Raw genomic sequence first — 16,646 nt, 5'->3', positions numbered from 1 at the left:
AATAGAGAGGGCACCATTTCCCCTCTCATAATCCATGGGTTCACTTCATTTGAACCTAGCTAGTCTTATTTCCACGTGGAGACAGCGGTGTCCCACGAGTATTCAGAAATTTGTAATGTCTTTCGTAAAGTCTCTATTTTTTCTTTTGCATACTCTTCTGAGACGATAAATTCCGCAGTTCCAGAGCAATATCCTGGTTCATTTCTTTCGTAATTAAATTGTAGAACTTGTACTTTTTTATCGTCACACAAAAACTCTCGAAATTCAACATCAACAAACCACTCTTGGCCTTGAATAATAGACTCATCTTTCATTTTAGGCACTATCCACATTTTCGTAGGAATTGGTCTTTTAGTTGAAATGATTGCAGCTGGTTCACTCCGTAAATTATAGATCTTCCCCCCAGAAACACCTAAAACATATCCACCATTAGTCTGATATACTTCCAGATAAATCCCTCCCTTATATTTCAAAGTAAGTTTAACTTTTAATGCATCCAAAAAATCTAACAATTTGTTACAAAATTTCAAATTTTTATAAATAACGCTTATATCATAGAGCTAAAAAAATGTACGTTAGTTCTCTTGCTCCTCCATTCATTGCAGCAATTTTCACAAGGTAATGATACTTTATTATAAATCTCTGTATAATTTAATTGTTTATAATTAACCGAAATTACTGGGAAAATACACTTAAGTGGTTTCTCCTTTAAAAATTTTATATTTATTTACAAGGTTGGAATGCAATCGATTTTGATTGAAACATTTTTTCTCGAAATTCATAATTGATAACAACACTTCCAACGAAACTGGCAGGAGATATCTGTCCAGCAACATTTACAGTTAGTTGATCATCGTTGACTTCATAATCAATAATACTTCCAAAACCTATGTCATCAAATAAGTTTTCGGGTTGAATTTCTAAAGGGGTGATATCAACTGAGCACTTCTTGTCATTTATTATGACTTCAGCGTTCTTAGCTGTTAACTTAGTTTTTACGTTCTTATTAATAATTGCTAAAGGATTATCCACAAGTATTTCATTTACGTTTAAATGATTATTCAGTGTTTCATAAACATAAACATCTTCCCATAAGGCACCTGTACCATACCCCCTCGTCAAGATAATAACTAACTCTTTTTTCTGGTCTTTGTTTATGTCTTTGTAAATAATTTGTGGTGCATAGGAAGGGTTTGTTACACCAATCCAAAAAGGCTTTGAAAAAATTGCACCCTTGAAACTAACTTTAAAACCTCTATATAAGCCATTCATTTTCTGGGCGTATAAGGTGATATCCTCTTCGTCGTTCCTACTAACTATTTCATATCCTTTAATCACTGCTCCTGCACTGATGGGAGGAATCATAAGAAGAACTATTAACATTAATCCAATATATACTTTCATAAGAAACACCTCATTTTATTGTTCCTAACATAAGTTCCTTTTATCAAAACCTACAGTTTTTTTTGAACCTGCCTGGTCGGCACTAAAAACATCAGTTTGTTGAGACTCATCCATAAGTCGGATTAAACCCAATTCCATATAATGGTATAATAATTATGATGAAATATTATGTTGAAAAGTAATCCCCCTCTCCATTTGCAATAATTGGAAATTTTGTTATACTAATATTTGTAACGTTACAAATATTTACAAAAAAGGGGTTTTGTGTAATTTAAATACTATTAATAAGGAGTTTACATTATGAAAAGATCTACTAAACTTACTATTGTCTTTTTTATTATCATTGGTGCTTTCATGTTTAATTTTTCTTCCGAAACTATTAGTGAAAATACACTTAATATCATTAATAACATTGGAATGGTCATATTTTTACTTTTCATCGGGATTATGGTTTTTGATGCTTTTAGAAAAGAAAAATAGAATTCAATATTATAAACTTAGGAGAGGGTTTACATGAAAAAATATATTTCATCATTAATTGTTTTTTTACTTGTTTTATCGACTCTAATACCAATAAAAAGTGCAAATGCACATGAAAATAATGGAACTAATGATTCTCTTCAAAGTAATCTGAGTAATGAATCCCTAGAAGATGTTGAGTTTGAAACTATCGAGAATAATGATAGTGTAGGTATTATCGAAGTTACTTATGATGATGGCTCAACAAGTATATCTGAATACAATAAAGAATCAGGAGAAGTTTTTTTTGATGGGGAATTAGTAGCTACCTTAACAGAAGAAAATGCTATAGAAGAAAATAATTCAGGTACTATTACACCATTTGCTTCATATAAAACATATAATATAGGTGATTCAAGTAATGGTTCAGGAGTATATGCATACAAATATAGTAAAACTTTTAGTTTGACTGTTTCCTCTGCAGCAACGGTTGTTGCAATCGCTGCTACCTTAGCACAAGCGTTCCTTGAAAAAAAACCAAATCAAAAAGCAGCAGCCCTTGTATCCGCCGCTGCTGGCTTAATAGCACTTGCTACTACAGGTTATACTTTTAAAATAAAGTATACACATACTAAAGACAGTAAAAAAAGTTATAGATATATGGATTGGCTCATGATTTATAAAGGTGCCGTCTCAGGAAGTAATTTAAAGATGAGAATAAATCATTATTACGGAAAAGTTTGACTATCTTTGTTAAATTCACTAAAAAAAAAGAGGGCGTCGAAAATTTCGACACCCTCTTTTTTTTAATAAATCAAATTAGATCATTCAGCCTACCTCACGAACTAAGGTTCTCTTATGGAAAAATAAGTATCTTGTTATAATTTATATAATAATAGGATAATTATCACAAAAAAGACATTATTATTCCAATAGGAGGGGGCAAATTGGCACCAACTACACAGCCTTCACAGTATGAAGATATTATTGAGCGATATATAGAATCACTTTTACGGGGAAATGGGAGAGAGTTAGATTCATATTTAGCACAAGTGGAATCAATTCAAACTGTTGTTGGGACAAAAGCTATAACTAGATGTTACATGGTTACGTCAAACGGTCAAGCAATGCCGCGTATTGAAGACTTAGTTTTAAGAATTGCAGGTTTCATGGTAGATTACGCCATTCCAAGGTCCGAGATAGAACGAGCCAAAGCACTCGATTTTGAAGAAAATACAACCGTTCATACTTCTCAATTAACTAGAAAAGCAAGAAAGCTATTCACTCAGTTAAAGAAAACAGGGGAAGGTGGCGAGATGTTACTTTATTTATTAATACAAAGCGTATTAAGATTACCACAAGTGATATCAAAAATGTCTTTTAAAACAAGCAGCCAATTGCATTATCAAGGTGCAGATGCTATACATATGGGCTACGACTCTTCTACTCAAAGATTACAATTATACTGGGGAGAAGCTAAATTATACCAATCCATTCGATACTTCACAAATCGGACAGCATAAGATGGGCCCACTTGCGGGATAAGAGCACGAAAAAGCGATGGGTGGTCACAGCTATGTTAAAATTAGAATCCACAAAAAATACACGCAACTAGTGCGTGTTATTTTTTTATAGGTTTAATAATGTAATCTTTACCTAAATCAATAATATTAATTTTTAAATCAGCTGTTAAATCTTCTATTTCTTTTTGTTTCAATGAAGATGCAACAATAGTTTGTCCAATTAAAGATGTAAGTACTTTAAATAAGGATGCCTGACTGCTCATATCCATTTGTTGTTGCCCTGGTTCATCAAATATTATCAGTTTAGGATGATGCCCATTAAATTGAGCAGCAGTATTTGCTAATGCACACGTATAAGCCCAAATTAATCGTATATGATCACTTGCAGAAGAATCAAATTTAATGTCAAATCCTTTAACGATCGGCGTATATTTGTCCTCCGATATGGTTATATCGCCAATTGAAACACTCGAAAAGCCAAATTCTTTTAAATAAAGTTTAAAATCTTGTTCAAACTTCTTTAATTTCTCTTTATCTGCTTTAGAAAAATACTCATCACTATGATTTTCTTTTCTTGCTATATAGTTTTTCCAATCGTCCTGCAAAGAATTTATGTCATTCTTGAGCTTTTCTAATTTATTATTGGCTTCTCTTAATTTTTGAATTTGAATTTTTGTATCAACAATTTTTTCGATATCCTGTTTCGTTTGGAGCCTTGGATCCTCCCGTAATTCGCTCTTAACTAATCGGAGTGTCCTGCGTGATTGCATCAAATGTTCCTCTATTGATGACAACTGAGCCTTCTTATTATTTATTATGAATTCTGATTGTGATAACCCAAACTTGATTGCATTAATTTGCTCTTTTATGTACCTTATATTTTCTGCAAGATCTAATGGTCGAACTGTTATTTCCTGCGGCAATAAAGTATCCTCAATATCTTGATGGCAAGTTGGACACATTCCCTTTGACAACTCAGAGTTAAATGCGGCACCAAGAGAGTACAACTTTTGAGCTTCCTGATTTTTTTTTAGATCATCTTCTAATACCATCAGATTTTCACGCATAGCAACTTGATTTGATGATTCTAGTTGAATCTCTCTTCTAAGGGAATTAACACTATCTTGTTGGGTCATTACAAGAGTTTCTATTTCATTAATTTTATGTTCATTTTCATCTTCAATTTCTGATATTGTTCTTACATAATTACTTTGTTTGGACAAACTGTTCTCTAAAGCAATTATTTTCTCGTCAATTTCAATCAACTCTTCTTTTTCATTGAATAGATGAATGTTGAAGTCGATTAATAAGGTTGGTTTTTCTGGAAGATCGGATACAACACCATTTATATCAGATGCAACTTCTCTGATCGATCTTACACTGGATAGCCATGAAGAAGAAATAATGGATTTTAAAATTTTGAGTTCATCTTTCTCTTTAGTATTTTTCATCACATCTAAATCCAATAAAAACTCAGTTGCACGTTTTGATAAATCCCTAATTCCATAATTAGACGGAAGAGGGGCATAAAAACTATTCCACCCTTTTATTTGCTCAATGTAAAACAATGGACATAACGATTGGATATATAATAATCGATCATTACCATCGAAAGTAGGAACCTTAGGTAATTCCCATCCAATAAATTCAGCCAAATAAGCATGAAACCCTGATTCTTCCGTTGCCGACCCTTTCATATGGACGTAATAATCTTTTGAGTTAAAAGGTTTATCTTCTGATAGTGATGGACCATCATCTACTTTTATTAATCGGGGATCCTTTGATGTTGACTTAATCCATCTAGTTAATGTAATGGCCTTACCATTCTGATTTGAAATTTCAAGCTGAACCTTTGACTCTAATACCACTAAAGTTTTGCCTTGATGTTTCAGGACATCTTTTAAAACAGGTTTCATGGATTTTGTATTGGTACCGCCCAATAGTTCTTCAATACCTAATCCATATAAAATCGAATTAAGACATGAACTTTTTCCTTTGGTATTATTGGCACTAAGGACATTTAATCCTTCTTTAAGATGAATTTCTGTTCCAAATAACCCCTCTTCCGTTTCAATTGAAATTTTAACTACATTCACTTTTAAACGTGACATTAGGCTTTATACCTCTCTTTAAAAACTTTCATAACATAAGCATCGCTAATACCTTTTTTAATACCCTCTAATAAATCTTTTTCTTCTACTAACACGTCATTATGCTCCATAATGGATTCCGCAAATTTTACACCTTTATTAGTTAAGATGAATTTTCCATTTTTTTCATTGAATTCGAGTTGTTGTTCTGCAACTGCAAAATTTAATGCTCGGTTTAACGATGGATCAAATCTTATAATAGGGAAGTCCCCGCCCTTTTTTATATCATCTAATCTATTGAAACGTTTTGGATTTTTTAAAGCCCAATTAAATAATTGTAATTTTAGTAACGATGCCGTTTGCTTATTCGATGAAAGGTAAAGTATAAGTATTATTAACGAAATTTTATACAATGGTCGTAATTCTGGTGACAGCGGCACTTTTTTCCTTTTAAAATTAATCGTGTGTATATTTTCTAGTGGTAAATCCATTTTATTTTACCCTCCAAAATCCAACGGGCAATTTATCAGCCATTCGGATATTGCTTCCTTGCATAAGTCCTCATATATGGAAAACTCAAATATTTCATGGAATTTTTCACTTTTCAAGGCATCCTTATATTTACTTAATGTTTGATCAAGTAACTGTTTTGGAGGTAAGTCAGTAATCAAAACTTCATCCTCCAAATGTTCTGCTATTGAACTTTTTATTCTGACTTGCTTCTCGTACAGTAATCCATACGTATCTTGCATTCTTGATAGAACCTTTTGTCCTTTTAAATAATTTCTCACCATTAAATCAACATATCTATTTGTTTTATTATCTTTTGTTTGCTGATCTTGAATATTTTCAAACAAGTAACCAATTTTTCTATTTAAAATTTCTATAGATTCAGATTCACAGTTTTTCCAATCAATTATTTCTCGTTTATCAGGTGAAACGATATCCATTTCAACCTTTCTTTCTAATATGCGTTTTACGAGCAAGATTTCTTCAGCATAATATCCCTCATCATGAACCAACACATCAAATTCTGGATCAAGTATATCTTGCATGTCTTTCATGCCCTTATATTCCTGTGCTTTCGTTTGACAGTGGGAAACAATATCCTTATTTAAAATAATTGGAGTTAAGAAAATCCATTTCTTTATTTTAACAGATCCAAAAAAATCCATTAATTGCTTTTTGGATCTTTTTAGTTTACCTAAATCCTTTGTAACTTTATCCCTTTGTGCTTCATATAACTTTTTCGCATCATATTCCTCGTCTGGACAATAACATTGAAAGACAATTCCTGTACGCGTATAACCTTCAATCCCAAGGTCGCCACTTGTATGAGCCGTCATTTCTTGATAGCCATCCGTACCATATTTAGTTTTAAGCAGTAATTGACAATGTTCTTCCCAACTGTCACCGTTGTACGTTCCATACCGTGTTTGAATCATACTTCTCCTCCAGCTTGCAAAAACATCTACAAAAGTTTGTTTAATGAAAAAATTTCCATAACTTAATACTATAGTACCGTATTTTCATTCGCTTTACTAGAAGGATAATAAGAAGGCGAACAAGTTAACCCTCGTCAAAATACATAGGACGTGTGTACTTAACAAATAACATATAAAGAAATTCTGTTTTTTTGTCGAAGTGCAGCTTATTCGTTATTAGAAATGTCCCTTATTAAGACGGGAATTATGGTCCACCTAAAAGATAAACTCCATCGATTGGTTCGAGGTTGAGAAAATAATAACACAACAAAGAAACCGCCGAATGGCGGTTCTGGTATGTTTATTCAGTTTGTATTTCAAACTACATTACATTAGAAATGTGGTTCCGAACCGTTTTTTCACTTATAAACAATTCACCAGCGATTTCCCTTGTTGTTTTATCTTGTACTAACAATTCGAATACTTCTCTTTCTCGTTTGGTGAGTAACGGCTTGTGAGTATATTCATTCTCCTTCAAGTATTGTAACCCTCCTTGCCTTTCGCCAGCTATGAACCGCGGGATGGGTATATATTTAGTCACCATATCATATGTCAGCAAAACAGCCGAAGTGACTATATTTAGTGAAAGGAGAAAGTTATTTTCAGGAAATGTGCCATTGTGCCGCTAGGCTCGGACTTTAACCCCGCTTTTTAGCATTTTTTTCATATTTTCGGTCCAAGGCACACCCTTGCCCGTCACCTTTGATATCTGCACCATCGTCCCCCTGCCGGTGAAGCAAACTGAACCATCTGATTTCCTGCCCATATAATGAAGATCCACAGAAGAATTCCCTATTGAAGCAGCTTTTACGTATATTTGTATCTCTTCATCAAAGAAAACCTGGCTGATAAAATCGCATTGGAGGTCTGCTACGACTGGTATGGTTTCACTATCATGCTTTACCCAGTCCTGCATAAAGCCCTTGCTTTTGAAAAATTCTATCCTTGCTTCTTCATAGTATGTAAATGGAATGGTATTGTTCAAATGTCCAAACATATCAGTTTCAGAAAATCTGACTTTTACTGGATGAAAGAAAATGAATTCTTCTTCCCATTTTTTAAAATCGTCTATGTAGCTCAATTTTTTCATGCTGGTCCCTCCCAATTTTTTATGAATGAGCATTCACTCTGTTGTATTTCATTATAGTGTTTTTTGAATTATTTGAAAACCTCCCACCATGTGTTAAATAAAAGATTATGCCTCTAATCTGATTATGGAAAATTAACCCAACCCGTTAATTTCCATTGCAGGCACTCGCTTTCCACGGGGCTGCCGGGAGCCTCCTCACCGCTCCGCGTCTGCGGGGTCTCCCTTGGTACGCTACTCCCGTAGGACGTTGAATAAGCTTCCTTGAATCCACACCGCACGAAGAAAATGCGGATGCATTTTCGAGGATCTCCCACCTTCCACTCCAATCAGCTCAGTGGTTAAATTTAATTGCTGTTTAAAAAACAAATTATACGAGTATGATAAAACCCCTCTCCAAAAGGAAAGGGGTTTTATCATACTTAGATTTGGTCGCTCCCAAAGAAGTTTTTGAAAGACTGGAATGTTGTATCGCGGTTTAGTGCCGCAATGGATGTTGTTAAAGGAATGCCTTTCGGGCATGACTGGACGCAGTTTTGAGAGTTTCCGCAATTGGCAAGTCCGCCATCACCCATGATTTGCTCCAGACGTTCAGCTTTATTCATTTCACCAGTTGGGTGAGCATTGAACAAGCGAACCTGTGATAAAGGAGCAGGTCCGATAAAGTCAGATTTGCTGTTAACATTCGGGCATGCTTCCAGGCAAACACCGCATGTCATGCACTTTGAAAGCTCATATGCCCATTGGCGCTTTCTCTCAGGCATACGCGGTCCAGGTCCCAAATCATACGTGCCATCGATTGGAATCCATGCTTTAACCTTTTTCAGGGAATCAAACATACGGCTTCTGTCGACTTGCAGGTCACGGACTACCGGGAACGTGCGCATCGGCTCAAGACGGATTGGCTGTTCCAGCTGATCTACAAGTGCCGTACATGATTGGCGGGGCTTTCCATTTATAATCATTGAACAAGCACCGCAGACTTCTTCAAGGCAGTTCATATCCCATGCGATTGGAGTAGTATCTTCACCCTTGACGTTAACCGGATTACGGCGAATCTCCATAAGGGCTGAAATAACGTTCATGTTCGGACGGTAATCAATTTCAAACTCTTCCTGATAAGGGGCTGAATCAGGAGTATCCTGGCGGCTGATTACAAAACGGACTGTTTTAGTTTTTGTTTCCTGCATGGTTTAGTTCTCCCCTTTCTTTTTGGAATAGTCACGCTTACGCGGTGGAATTAAGCTTACATCAATTTCTTCGTAATGGAATGCCGGAGCGGAATTTGCATCCACAAACTTCGCCATTGTTGTTTTCATGAATTCCTCATCATTACGTTCAGGGAAATCAGGCTTATAATGTGCTCCGCGGCTTTCATTACGGTTATAGGCACCAATTGTAATAACACGTGCCAATTGAAGCATATTCTGCAGCTGGCGCGTAAAGCTTGCACCCTGATTGCTCCACTTCGCAGTATCATTAATATTAATGTTTTTATAGCGCTCCATAAGTTCAACAATTTTTTCATCTGTTTTCAACAGCCTGTCATTATGGCGGACAACCGTTACATTGTCTGTCATCCACTCACCAAGCTCTTTATGAAGGACATATGCATTCTCTGTGCCATCAAGAGACATGATATTATTCCATTTTTCTTCTTCCTGTTTTACATGGCGGTCAAATAGTGATGATGGCAGATCTTCAGCACTCTTATCTAATCCGCTGATATACTTGACTGCATTCGGGCCTGCTACCATACCGCCATAAATGGCTGATAGCAGTGAGTTGGCACCAAGACGGTTGGCACCATGCTGTGAATAATCACATTCACCAGCTGCAAACAAGCCTGGAATATTTGTCATCTGATCATAGTCAACCCATAATCCGCCCATTGAATAGTGGACAGCAGGGAAGATTTTCATTGGCACTTTACGAGGGTCTTCACCCTGGAATTTCTCATAGATTTCAATGATTCCGCCAAGCTTAATATCAAGCTCTTTAGGATCTTTATGGGAAAGATCAAGATATACCATGTTCTCCCCATTAATGCCGAGCTTCTGGTTAACACAAACGTCAAAAATTTCACGCGTTGCAATATCACGAGGCACCAGGTTTCCGTAAGCCGGATATTTCTCCTCAAGGAAGTACCATGGTTTACCATCTTTATATGTCCATACTCGTCCGCCTTCACCGCGTGCAGATTCACTCATTAGGCGAAGCTTATCATCTCCAGGGATGGCGGTTGGATGAATCTGAATAAATTCCCCATTTGCGTAATAAGCGCCCTGCTGATAAACGATGGAAGCTGCTGAGCCTGTGTTTATGACAGAGTTAGTGGATTTTCCGAAAATAATTCCCGGTCCGCCGGATGCCATAATAACTGCATCTGCAGCAAAAGACTTAATTTCCATAGTAGTCAGGTTCTGGGCAACGACACCCTTACAAGCTCCGTCATCATCGATGACAACCCCAAGAAATTCCCATCCCTCATACTTTGTCACTAATCCTGACACTTCATGGCGGCGGACCTGCTCGTCCATTGCATAAAGCAGCTGCTGCCCAGTTGTAGCACCGGCAAACGCAGTACGGTGATGCTGTGTTCCACCGAAGCGGCGGAAGTCCAGCAGACCTTCAGGTGTACGGTTAAACATAACACCCATACGGTCAAATAAATGAATGATGCCAGGTGCAGCCTCTGCCATTGCTTTTACAGGCGGCTGGTTTGCGAGGAAGTCCCCGCCATAAATTGTATCGTCAAAATGAATCCAAGGAGAATCGCCTTCCCCTTTTGTATTTACCGCTCCGTTGATGCCGCCCTGGGCACAAACAGAGTGAGAACGTTTAACCGGTACCAGAGAAAATAATTCAACCGGAGTCCCAGATTCTGCTACTTTAATTGTCGCCATCAAACCGGCTAGTCCGCCGCCGACAACTATAACTTTTCCTTTACCCATCGTGACTCACTCCCTTAATACTTGTAAGAAAAGCGCCAGCACCCGCTTACCGGTCTCCTTGAGGCCTTCCGATGGCGTTTATTCTGCCAAAAGTGCTGATTTTACCTATGCGCTTTCAATAATGCGGAGCCGGGCAGCTGCCCAATTCCCTTTTTATCCGATCAAGTCTAATAATCTCTCATGTCTATTAAATAAATGCTGTCAGAGCACGTACGCCAACAATAGATAGTGCAATGAAAATTCCGATTGTTACGTAAGTGGAAATAACCTGTGAACGAGGAGATACTGTAAGTCCCCAGCTGACAAGGAATGACCAAAGCCCGTTAGCAAAGTGGAAAATTGCAGAAATGACTCCAATAATATAGAACCAGAACATAAATGGATTCGACAGGATGTTCTCCATCATCTGAAAGTTAACTTCTGCTCCAAAGGCAGCCTGTACGCGTGTTTCCCATACATGCCATGCAACAAAAACCAGCGTAATAACACCTGAAACACGCTGAAGCATAAACATCCAGTTGCGGAAATATCCATATCTGGTTGTGTTATTTTTCGCAGTAAAAGCAATATAAAGGCCATAGATTGCGTGGAACAGCAAAGGTAAATAGATTACAAATGTTTCAAGGAATATTCTAAATGGAAGACTTTCCATAAAATGCGCTGCATTATTAAAAGATTCCTCTCCCCCTGTTGCAAAATGGTTCACTACAAGGTGCTGCACCAAAAACAATCCAACTGGTATTACGCCAAGCAATGAATGCAATCTGCGATTAAAAAACTCACGATTACCTGCCATAAACTTTCCCCCCCTGATTTTAAAAAAACGATGCTGAGCCCCCGCTCAGGACATCATCTCGAAAATGTTATTCATTTTCTTACAATTATGTGACATGTCCATTTTACTCCCAAGATAATAGAGCGTCAAGAAAACGGATACATAAAATGTTCCATATTAATAAAATTTTTAAAAAATATTTACCGGTTAAAAATATATATTATTCTGCGGTTCAATATGACCTAATTACCGGTCTCCAATATACTGAAATAGTAATTATTTCTATGCAAATCGTTCTATTTTTTCCCGAATTGATATTAACTCCCCAAGCATATTGTATATAATAGAATCATAGAAAGAGGGGAGACTATTGAGCGAATTAGCATCTGCGAAATCTAATGAAGATCACATACAGTCAGTACCGGTATTTGGCTATGAACTGATCCGGGAAGTTCTTTTGCATGACCTTTTAGGAAATGAAGCACCCGAAATTTTATATTGGGCCGGCAAAAGGCTTGCACGCATGTATCCTCTGGAAACAGCCGGACAGATTGCCGAATTTTTTATAAATGCCGGCTGGGGCAGCCTTTCGATCGCAAACGAATCTAAACATGAGCTTGAAATGATATTATCAAGCCCGCTGATTGCTGGCCGCTTGCAAAAAAACAATAACTGCACATTTCAGCTCGAGGCTGGTTTTATAGCCCAGCAGATTGAATTTCAAAAAGAAGTTATTTGTGAGGCTTTCGAACATCCCCGCAAGAAAACCGGCAAAATCCTTATTACTGTGAAGTGGGATAAAAAGGACCCTGCTGAGTAACATCTAATTTACAAACAATAAGCTATCAATTTCTGATAGCTTATTGTTTATAGCTTCGGAATTAAGCCTTAACCGCGGAAACAGACAGCTTGAATGCCTCGTGTAAAGCATCAACAGCATCGATCATTTTACTGTTTTCCACAACCGCTGATACTTTAATTTCTGACGTGCTTACCATTTTCACCTGAATTTCATTCGCTGAAAGCACTTCGAACATTTCTGCAGCCACACCCGGATTTGAAATCATGCCTGAGCCGACAATTGAAACCTTTGCAAGCCCTGATTCCCACTCAATGCGGTCATAATTTAATTGATCTCTATGCTTTTCCAGAACTTTCACTGTATCCGTCAGATCTTCATTCTTAATTGAGAAGGACAGGTTAGTTGTCTGGGCTTCTGTCATGCTCTGAATAATGATATCGACATTAATGTGGTTTTTGGCGAGCGCCGAGAAAATAGTAGACAGACCAGTCAGTGAATTAGGAAGACCAATGATTGTTACTCTTGTTATGTCATCTTCAAAAGCCACACCGCGCACCACTAAATTTTGTTCCATTTTTACTTCCTCCTCAATGATTGTTCCGGCTTCCTTTTCAAGGCTTGAACGCACTTCAAGCGGAAGACCATAGTTTTTAGCGAATTCAACTGCTCTTGGATGGAGCACTCCAGCCCCCAAATTGGCCAGCTCAAGCATTTCATCATAGGACACAGAATGTAACTTTCTGGCATTCTTTATAAAGCGGGGATCGGTTGTAAACACACCTGTAACATCCGTATAAATATCACATTTATCAGCTTTAAGTGCTGCAGCCAGTGCAACAGCAGTTGTATCAGATCCGCCGCGTCCAAGTGTGGTAATTGAACCATCTTCTGTCATCCCCTGAAAGCCTGCTGCAATCACAATTTTCCCCTGACTTAATTCCCCCTGAATGGTGGCTGGATCAATATTTACTATCCTCGCATTACCATGGACTGCTTCTGTTTTAATACCTGCCTGCCACCCTGTAAAAGAAACGGCGGGATGTCCTTTCGCATTTAATGCCATAGCTAATAAAGAGATGGTCACCTGTTCGCCGGTTGTAAGCAGCATATCCATTTCCCTTTTATCTGGTGATGGGGAAATCTCCCTTGCCATGCCAACCAGCTGATCAGTCGTTTTGCCCATTGCCGAAACAACCACAACAACATCGTTTCCACGGTTTTTTTCCTCAATTACCCGATTAGCGACATTTTGTATTCTGTCTACAGTCCCCACGGAGGTGCCTCCGAATTTCTGCACTATGATTCCCACAGCTTTCCCTTCTTTCTAAAGAACTCGTAATTTTATGAATTGCCGTCCTATGTAAGTGAAGCAAGACAGTCCACTCGGCTGTATTTGACAATGGCCTTAAATCTAAAATACCCCTTTTGGGCAATAAAAAAAGCAATGGAATAGTTTAACTATCCCATTGCTGTGCAGCCAAAATGTATAAGTGAGCAAACACAGTGAGATAGCTCTCCAGGACGGCAATGTCCTGACAATCCTGCATTTATTCAATGCAAAACCAGCAGAAAAAATGATGAGATTTTCTCCACTTCGGCGAACATCCCCTTTCAAAGCTTTTCATGGAAGCTCATTCTTCTCCAAGCTTTTACTGATGAAGTTCGCACCTCTACCTTCACTTAACGATTATGTCCAATAGTTCTGTTTAAACATATGGACATGTGCTTTATCGCTATAAAGTGATATTGATATAAAGTTTCAGTTAGTATAACATGTCTGACTTTTTATGTCTATATCCATTTAAGACTCAGAGTTTCCATTTTGTTCCTCAAACCTCTGCTTTAACTCCTCAGCAACATTAGCAGGAATGCCTATTTTTCTATACTCCTCAATTGATGCCTCTTTCATTTTCTTTACAGATCCAAAGGCCTTCAGCAGCTGTTTCTTTCGCTTTTCGCCTATGCCCGGAATTTCATCCAGAATAGACTGAAAGGCACTTTTTCCGCGAAGCTGGCGGTGAAAAGTAATCGCAAAGCGATGAACTTCATCCTGAATTCTCTGCAGCAGGTAGAATTCCTGGCTGTTCCTTGCAAGAGGAATAATTTGAAGCGGATTACCATATAAAAGCTGTGAAGTTCTGTGCTTCTCATCCTTCACCAGGCCTGAAATCGGGATATCCAGACCGAGCTCATTTTCGAGCACATCCCTTACAGCCTCAACATGCCCTTTACCTCCATCAATCAAGATTAAGTCCGGAAGCGGCAGTTCTTCTTTCAGTACTCTTGTATATCTGCGGCGGACGACTTCTCTCATGGATTCATAATCATCAGGACCTTTGACGGACTTTATTTTATATTTTCGGTACTCTCTTTTCTCCGGTTTGCCATCAATGAAGACGATCATGGCAGAAACGGGATCCGACCCCTGGATATTTGAATTATCAAATGCTTCAATCCGGTGAGGGGTATAAATCCCAAGCTGATCACCCAGATTTTCAACAGCTTTAATAGTCCGTTCTTCATCACGCTCTATTAAAGAAAACTTCTCCTGGAGAGCAATTTTTGCATTTTTATGGGCAAGCTTCACCAGGTCCTTTTTTTGCCCGCGCTGCGGCTTTAGCACTTTCACATCAAGAAGCTGTTCTGCCATGACAGCATCAACGGAATCGGGTGCCAATATTTCACGGGGTTTAAAGTGATTTGCTTTAGTATAAAACTGGCCGAGGAACGTTAAAATTTCTTCTTCCGGCTCATTATAAATCGGGAACATTGATACATCCCGTTCGATCAGCTTGCCCTGCCTGATGAAGAAGACCTGGACACACATCCACCCTTTATCAACCGCATAGCCAAATACATCCCGATCTGTAAAATCTGTCATCGTCATTTTTTGCTTTTCCATCGTTGCATCTATATGGGCAATTTTATCTCTCAGCTCTGTTGCTCGTTCAAAATCCAAATCTTCAGCAGCGGCTGTCATTTTTGCTGTAAGGTCTTTTTTAATCTCTTTGTATCCGCCATTTAAAAATTTCGCAATTTCATCTGTCATTTGCTTATATTGATCTGCACTTACTTCCTTTACGCATGGTGCAAGACATTGTCCTAAGTGATAATAAAGGCAAACTCTGTCCGGAAGTGTTGAACATTTGCGAAGAGGGTAAATACGGTCGAGCAGCTTTTTTGTTTCATTGGCAGCCTGCACATTGGGATAAGGGCCAAAGTATTTTCCCCTGTCTTTTTTTACTTTTCTGGTTGTAATCAGACGGGGATGGCGTTCGGCCGTCAATTTGATAAAAGGGTAGCTTTTATCGTCCTTCAGCATTACATTATATTTGGGATCATATTTCTTGATCAGATTCATCTCAAGAATCAATGCTTCCATATCTGAAGATGTGACAATATACTCAAAGTCCACAATCTCATTAACAAGTCTTAATGTTTTTCCGTCATGTGAGCCTGTAAAATAGGATCTGACCCGGTTTCTGAGAATTTTGGCTTTCCCCACATAGATAATGGTCCCCTGCCTGTCTTTCATTAAATAGCAGCCTGGCTGTGCAGGCAGCAGCATCAGTTTATTTTTTATCGTTTCATTCATGGCACTCCACCTCCCCGATTAAAAATTTTCTTATTGTAAGGCTTTTTTAGAAAGATTTTATCTAACATTTATTTTGAATTTTCATAATCACCTGGTATGCAAGCTCGCCATGAAGATTAGTCTGCATGATAAAAGCACGGCATCCCCATCTTATTATATCAGCTGGTAAACCTGCAGCATAACCGCTAAACACACATGATAAAGTGAACCTTCAATCAGTGGGGGTTTTCCTTATCCCCCCACTGATTGTTAGTCGCGTTCTAGTGTCGCTAAGATCTCCGCTAGCGCTTCGATCAATCGACACTACGAACCCGATTGGTTCAACTAAGCCTCTGCCTGCGCGTCGGCAAGTTTCACTGTATCTCACCAATCGGGCCTTTACATTATAAAGCGAGGCGACTTGCCTTGGGGTGACAAGCATAAGACGAGCAGATGGTGGGGAGTGCTTTTCTTCCCATCAGCTGATTGGCTTA

At 38.0% G+C, this 16,646-nt stretch carries 16 protein-coding genes and 1 riboswitch; of the genes, 4 read left to right on the top strand and 12 right to left on the bottom strand.

Annotated features, from left to right (window positions below; genetic code table 11):
* Positions 1 to 65 precede the first annotated feature (65 nt).
* Both ACTHRG_RS09730 and ACTHRG_RS09725 read right to left on the bottom strand, forming a co-directional pair.
* A complete protein-coding gene (locus tag ACTHRG_RS09730; RefSeq protein ID WP_139325657.1) occupies positions 66 to 500 on the bottom strand; it encodes a hypothetical protein in 435 nt (144 codons plus the stop codon).
* A 223-nt stretch (positions 501 to 723) separates the two neighbouring features.
* On the bottom strand, positions 724 to 1,404 hold the full coding sequence (locus tag ACTHRG_RS09725; RefSeq protein ID WP_440231087.1) for a hypothetical protein: 681 nt from the start codon (positions 1,402 to 1,404) through the stop codon (positions 724 to 726).
* 300 nt (positions 1,405 to 1,704) lie between these two features.
* On the opposite strand from ACTHRG_RS09725, the gene ACTHRG_RS09720 reads away from it, so the two are divergent.
* The 3 genes from ACTHRG_RS09720 to ACTHRG_RS09710 all read left to right on the top strand — a co-directional run bounded on the left by ACTHRG_RS09720 (position 1,705) and on the right by ACTHRG_RS09710 (position 3,386).
* Positions 1,705 to 1,884, top strand: a complete 180-nt coding sequence (locus ACTHRG_RS09720; RefSeq protein ID WP_076263494.1) for a hypothetical protein — start codon at positions 1,705 to 1,707, stop codon at positions 1,882 to 1,884.
* A gap of 33 nt (positions 1,885 to 1,917) precedes the next feature.
* Complete coding sequence (locus tag ACTHRG_RS09715) at positions 1,918 to 2,607, top strand: hypothetical protein (RefSeq protein ID WP_440231085.1); 690 nt, start codon at positions 1,918 to 1,920, stop codon at positions 2,605 to 2,607.
* A 203-nt stretch (positions 2,608 to 2,810) separates the two neighbouring features.
* Entirely contained in the window at positions 2,811 to 3,386 is a 576-nt protein-coding gene (locus ACTHRG_RS09710; protein WP_286149100.1) for a HamA C-terminal domain-containing protein, read from the top strand.
* 98 nt (positions 3,387 to 3,484) lie between these two features.
* On the opposite strand, the gene ACTHRG_RS09705 is transcribed toward ACTHRG_RS09710, so the two are convergent.
* The 8 genes from ACTHRG_RS09705 to ACTHRG_RS09670 all read right to left on the bottom strand — a co-directional run bounded on the left by ACTHRG_RS09705 (position 3,485) and on the right by ACTHRG_RS09670 (position 11,797).
* Complete coding sequence (locus ACTHRG_RS09705; RefSeq protein ID WP_076263489.1) at positions 3,485 to 5,497, bottom strand: hypothetical protein; 2,013 nt, start codon at positions 5,495 to 5,497, stop codon at positions 3,485 to 3,487.
* Positions 5,497 to 5,967, bottom strand: a complete 471-nt coding sequence (locus tag ACTHRG_RS09700; protein ID WP_076263486.1) for a hypothetical protein — start codon at positions 5,965 to 5,967, stop codon at positions 5,497 to 5,499. Before ACTHRG_RS09700 ends, ACTHRG_RS09705 begins: the two co-directional genes overlap by 1 nt.
* Positions 5,968 to 5,973: 6 nt before the next feature.
* A complete protein-coding gene (locus ACTHRG_RS09695; RefSeq protein ID WP_076263484.1) occupies positions 5,974 to 6,921 on the bottom strand; it encodes a hypothetical protein in 948 nt (315 codons plus the stop codon).
* A gap of 361 nt (positions 6,922 to 7,282) precedes the next feature.
* The gene (locus ACTHRG_RS09690; protein ID WP_076263481.1) at positions 7,283 to 7,438 is read right to left on the bottom strand and encodes a helix-turn-helix domain-containing protein; all 156 of its coding nucleotides are present in this window, start codon (positions 7,436 to 7,438) and stop codon (positions 7,283 to 7,285) included.
* Between the two features lie 147 nt (positions 7,439 to 7,585).
* Positions 7,586 to 8,050, bottom strand: coding sequence for an acyl-CoA thioesterase (locus ACTHRG_RS09685; RefSeq protein ID WP_076263479.1), 465 nt, complete (start codon positions 8,048 to 8,050; stop codon positions 7,586 to 7,588).
* 419 nt (positions 8,051 to 8,469) lie between these two features.
* On the bottom strand, positions 8,470 to 9,237 hold the full coding sequence (gene sdhB, locus ACTHRG_RS09680; RefSeq protein WP_035330246.1) for a succinate dehydrogenase iron-sulfur subunit: 768 nt from the start codon (positions 9,235 to 9,237) through the stop codon (positions 8,470 to 8,472).
* A gap of 3 nt (positions 9,238 to 9,240) precedes the next feature.
* Positions 9,241 to 11,001: a succinate dehydrogenase flavoprotein subunit gene (gene sdhA, locus ACTHRG_RS09675; protein ID WP_076263477.1), complete on the bottom strand. Its 1,761-nt coding sequence runs from the start codon at positions 10,999 to 11,001 to the stop codon at positions 9,241 to 9,243.
* Positions 11,002 to 11,188: 187 nt separating this feature from the next.
* On the bottom strand, positions 11,189 to 11,797 hold the full coding sequence (locus ACTHRG_RS09670; protein WP_076263475.1) for a succinate dehydrogenase cytochrome b558 subunit: 609 nt from the start codon (positions 11,795 to 11,797) through the stop codon (positions 11,189 to 11,191).
* Between the two features lie 349 nt (positions 11,798 to 12,146).
* Here ACTHRG_RS09670 and ACTHRG_RS09665 point away from each other — a divergent pair, with 349 nt between their 5' ends.
* The gene (locus ACTHRG_RS09665) at positions 12,147 to 12,596 is read left to right on the top strand and encodes a YslB family protein (protein WP_076263473.1); all 450 of its coding nucleotides are present in this window, start codon (positions 12,147 to 12,149) and stop codon (positions 12,594 to 12,596) included.
* 61 nt (positions 12,597 to 12,657) lie between these two features.
* Here the strand turns inward: ACTHRG_RS09665 and ACTHRG_RS09660 are convergent, their stop codons facing one another.
* Positions 12,658 to 13,887 carry an aspartate kinase gene (locus ACTHRG_RS09660; protein ID WP_076263471.1) on the bottom strand — a complete coding sequence of 410 codons (1,230 nt, stop codon included), beginning with the start codon at positions 13,885 to 13,887 and terminating at the stop codon, positions 12,658 to 12,660.
* 192 nt (positions 13,888 to 14,079) lie between these two features.
* Positions 14,080 to 14,259, bottom strand: a riboswitch (Lysine riboswitch).
* Positions 14,260 to 14,379: 120 nt separating this feature from the next.
* Positions 14,380 to 16,173 (bottom strand): excinuclease ABC subunit UvrC, encoded by a 1,794-nt coding sequence (uvrC, locus tag ACTHRG_RS09655; RefSeq protein ID WP_076263469.1) that lies wholly within the window; start codon positions 16,171 to 16,173, stop codon positions 14,380 to 14,382.
* Between the last annotated feature and the right edge of the window lie 473 nt (positions 16,174 to 16,646).

The organism is Cytobacillus sp. SAFR-174 (assembly GCF_051964675.1).
Classification (GTDB): Bacteria; Bacillota; Bacilli; order Bacillales; family Cytobacillaceae; genus Cytobacillus.
The sequence above is the reverse complement of the archived record's forward strand: the minus strand, read 5'-3'. Positions and strand labels throughout refer to the sequence as shown.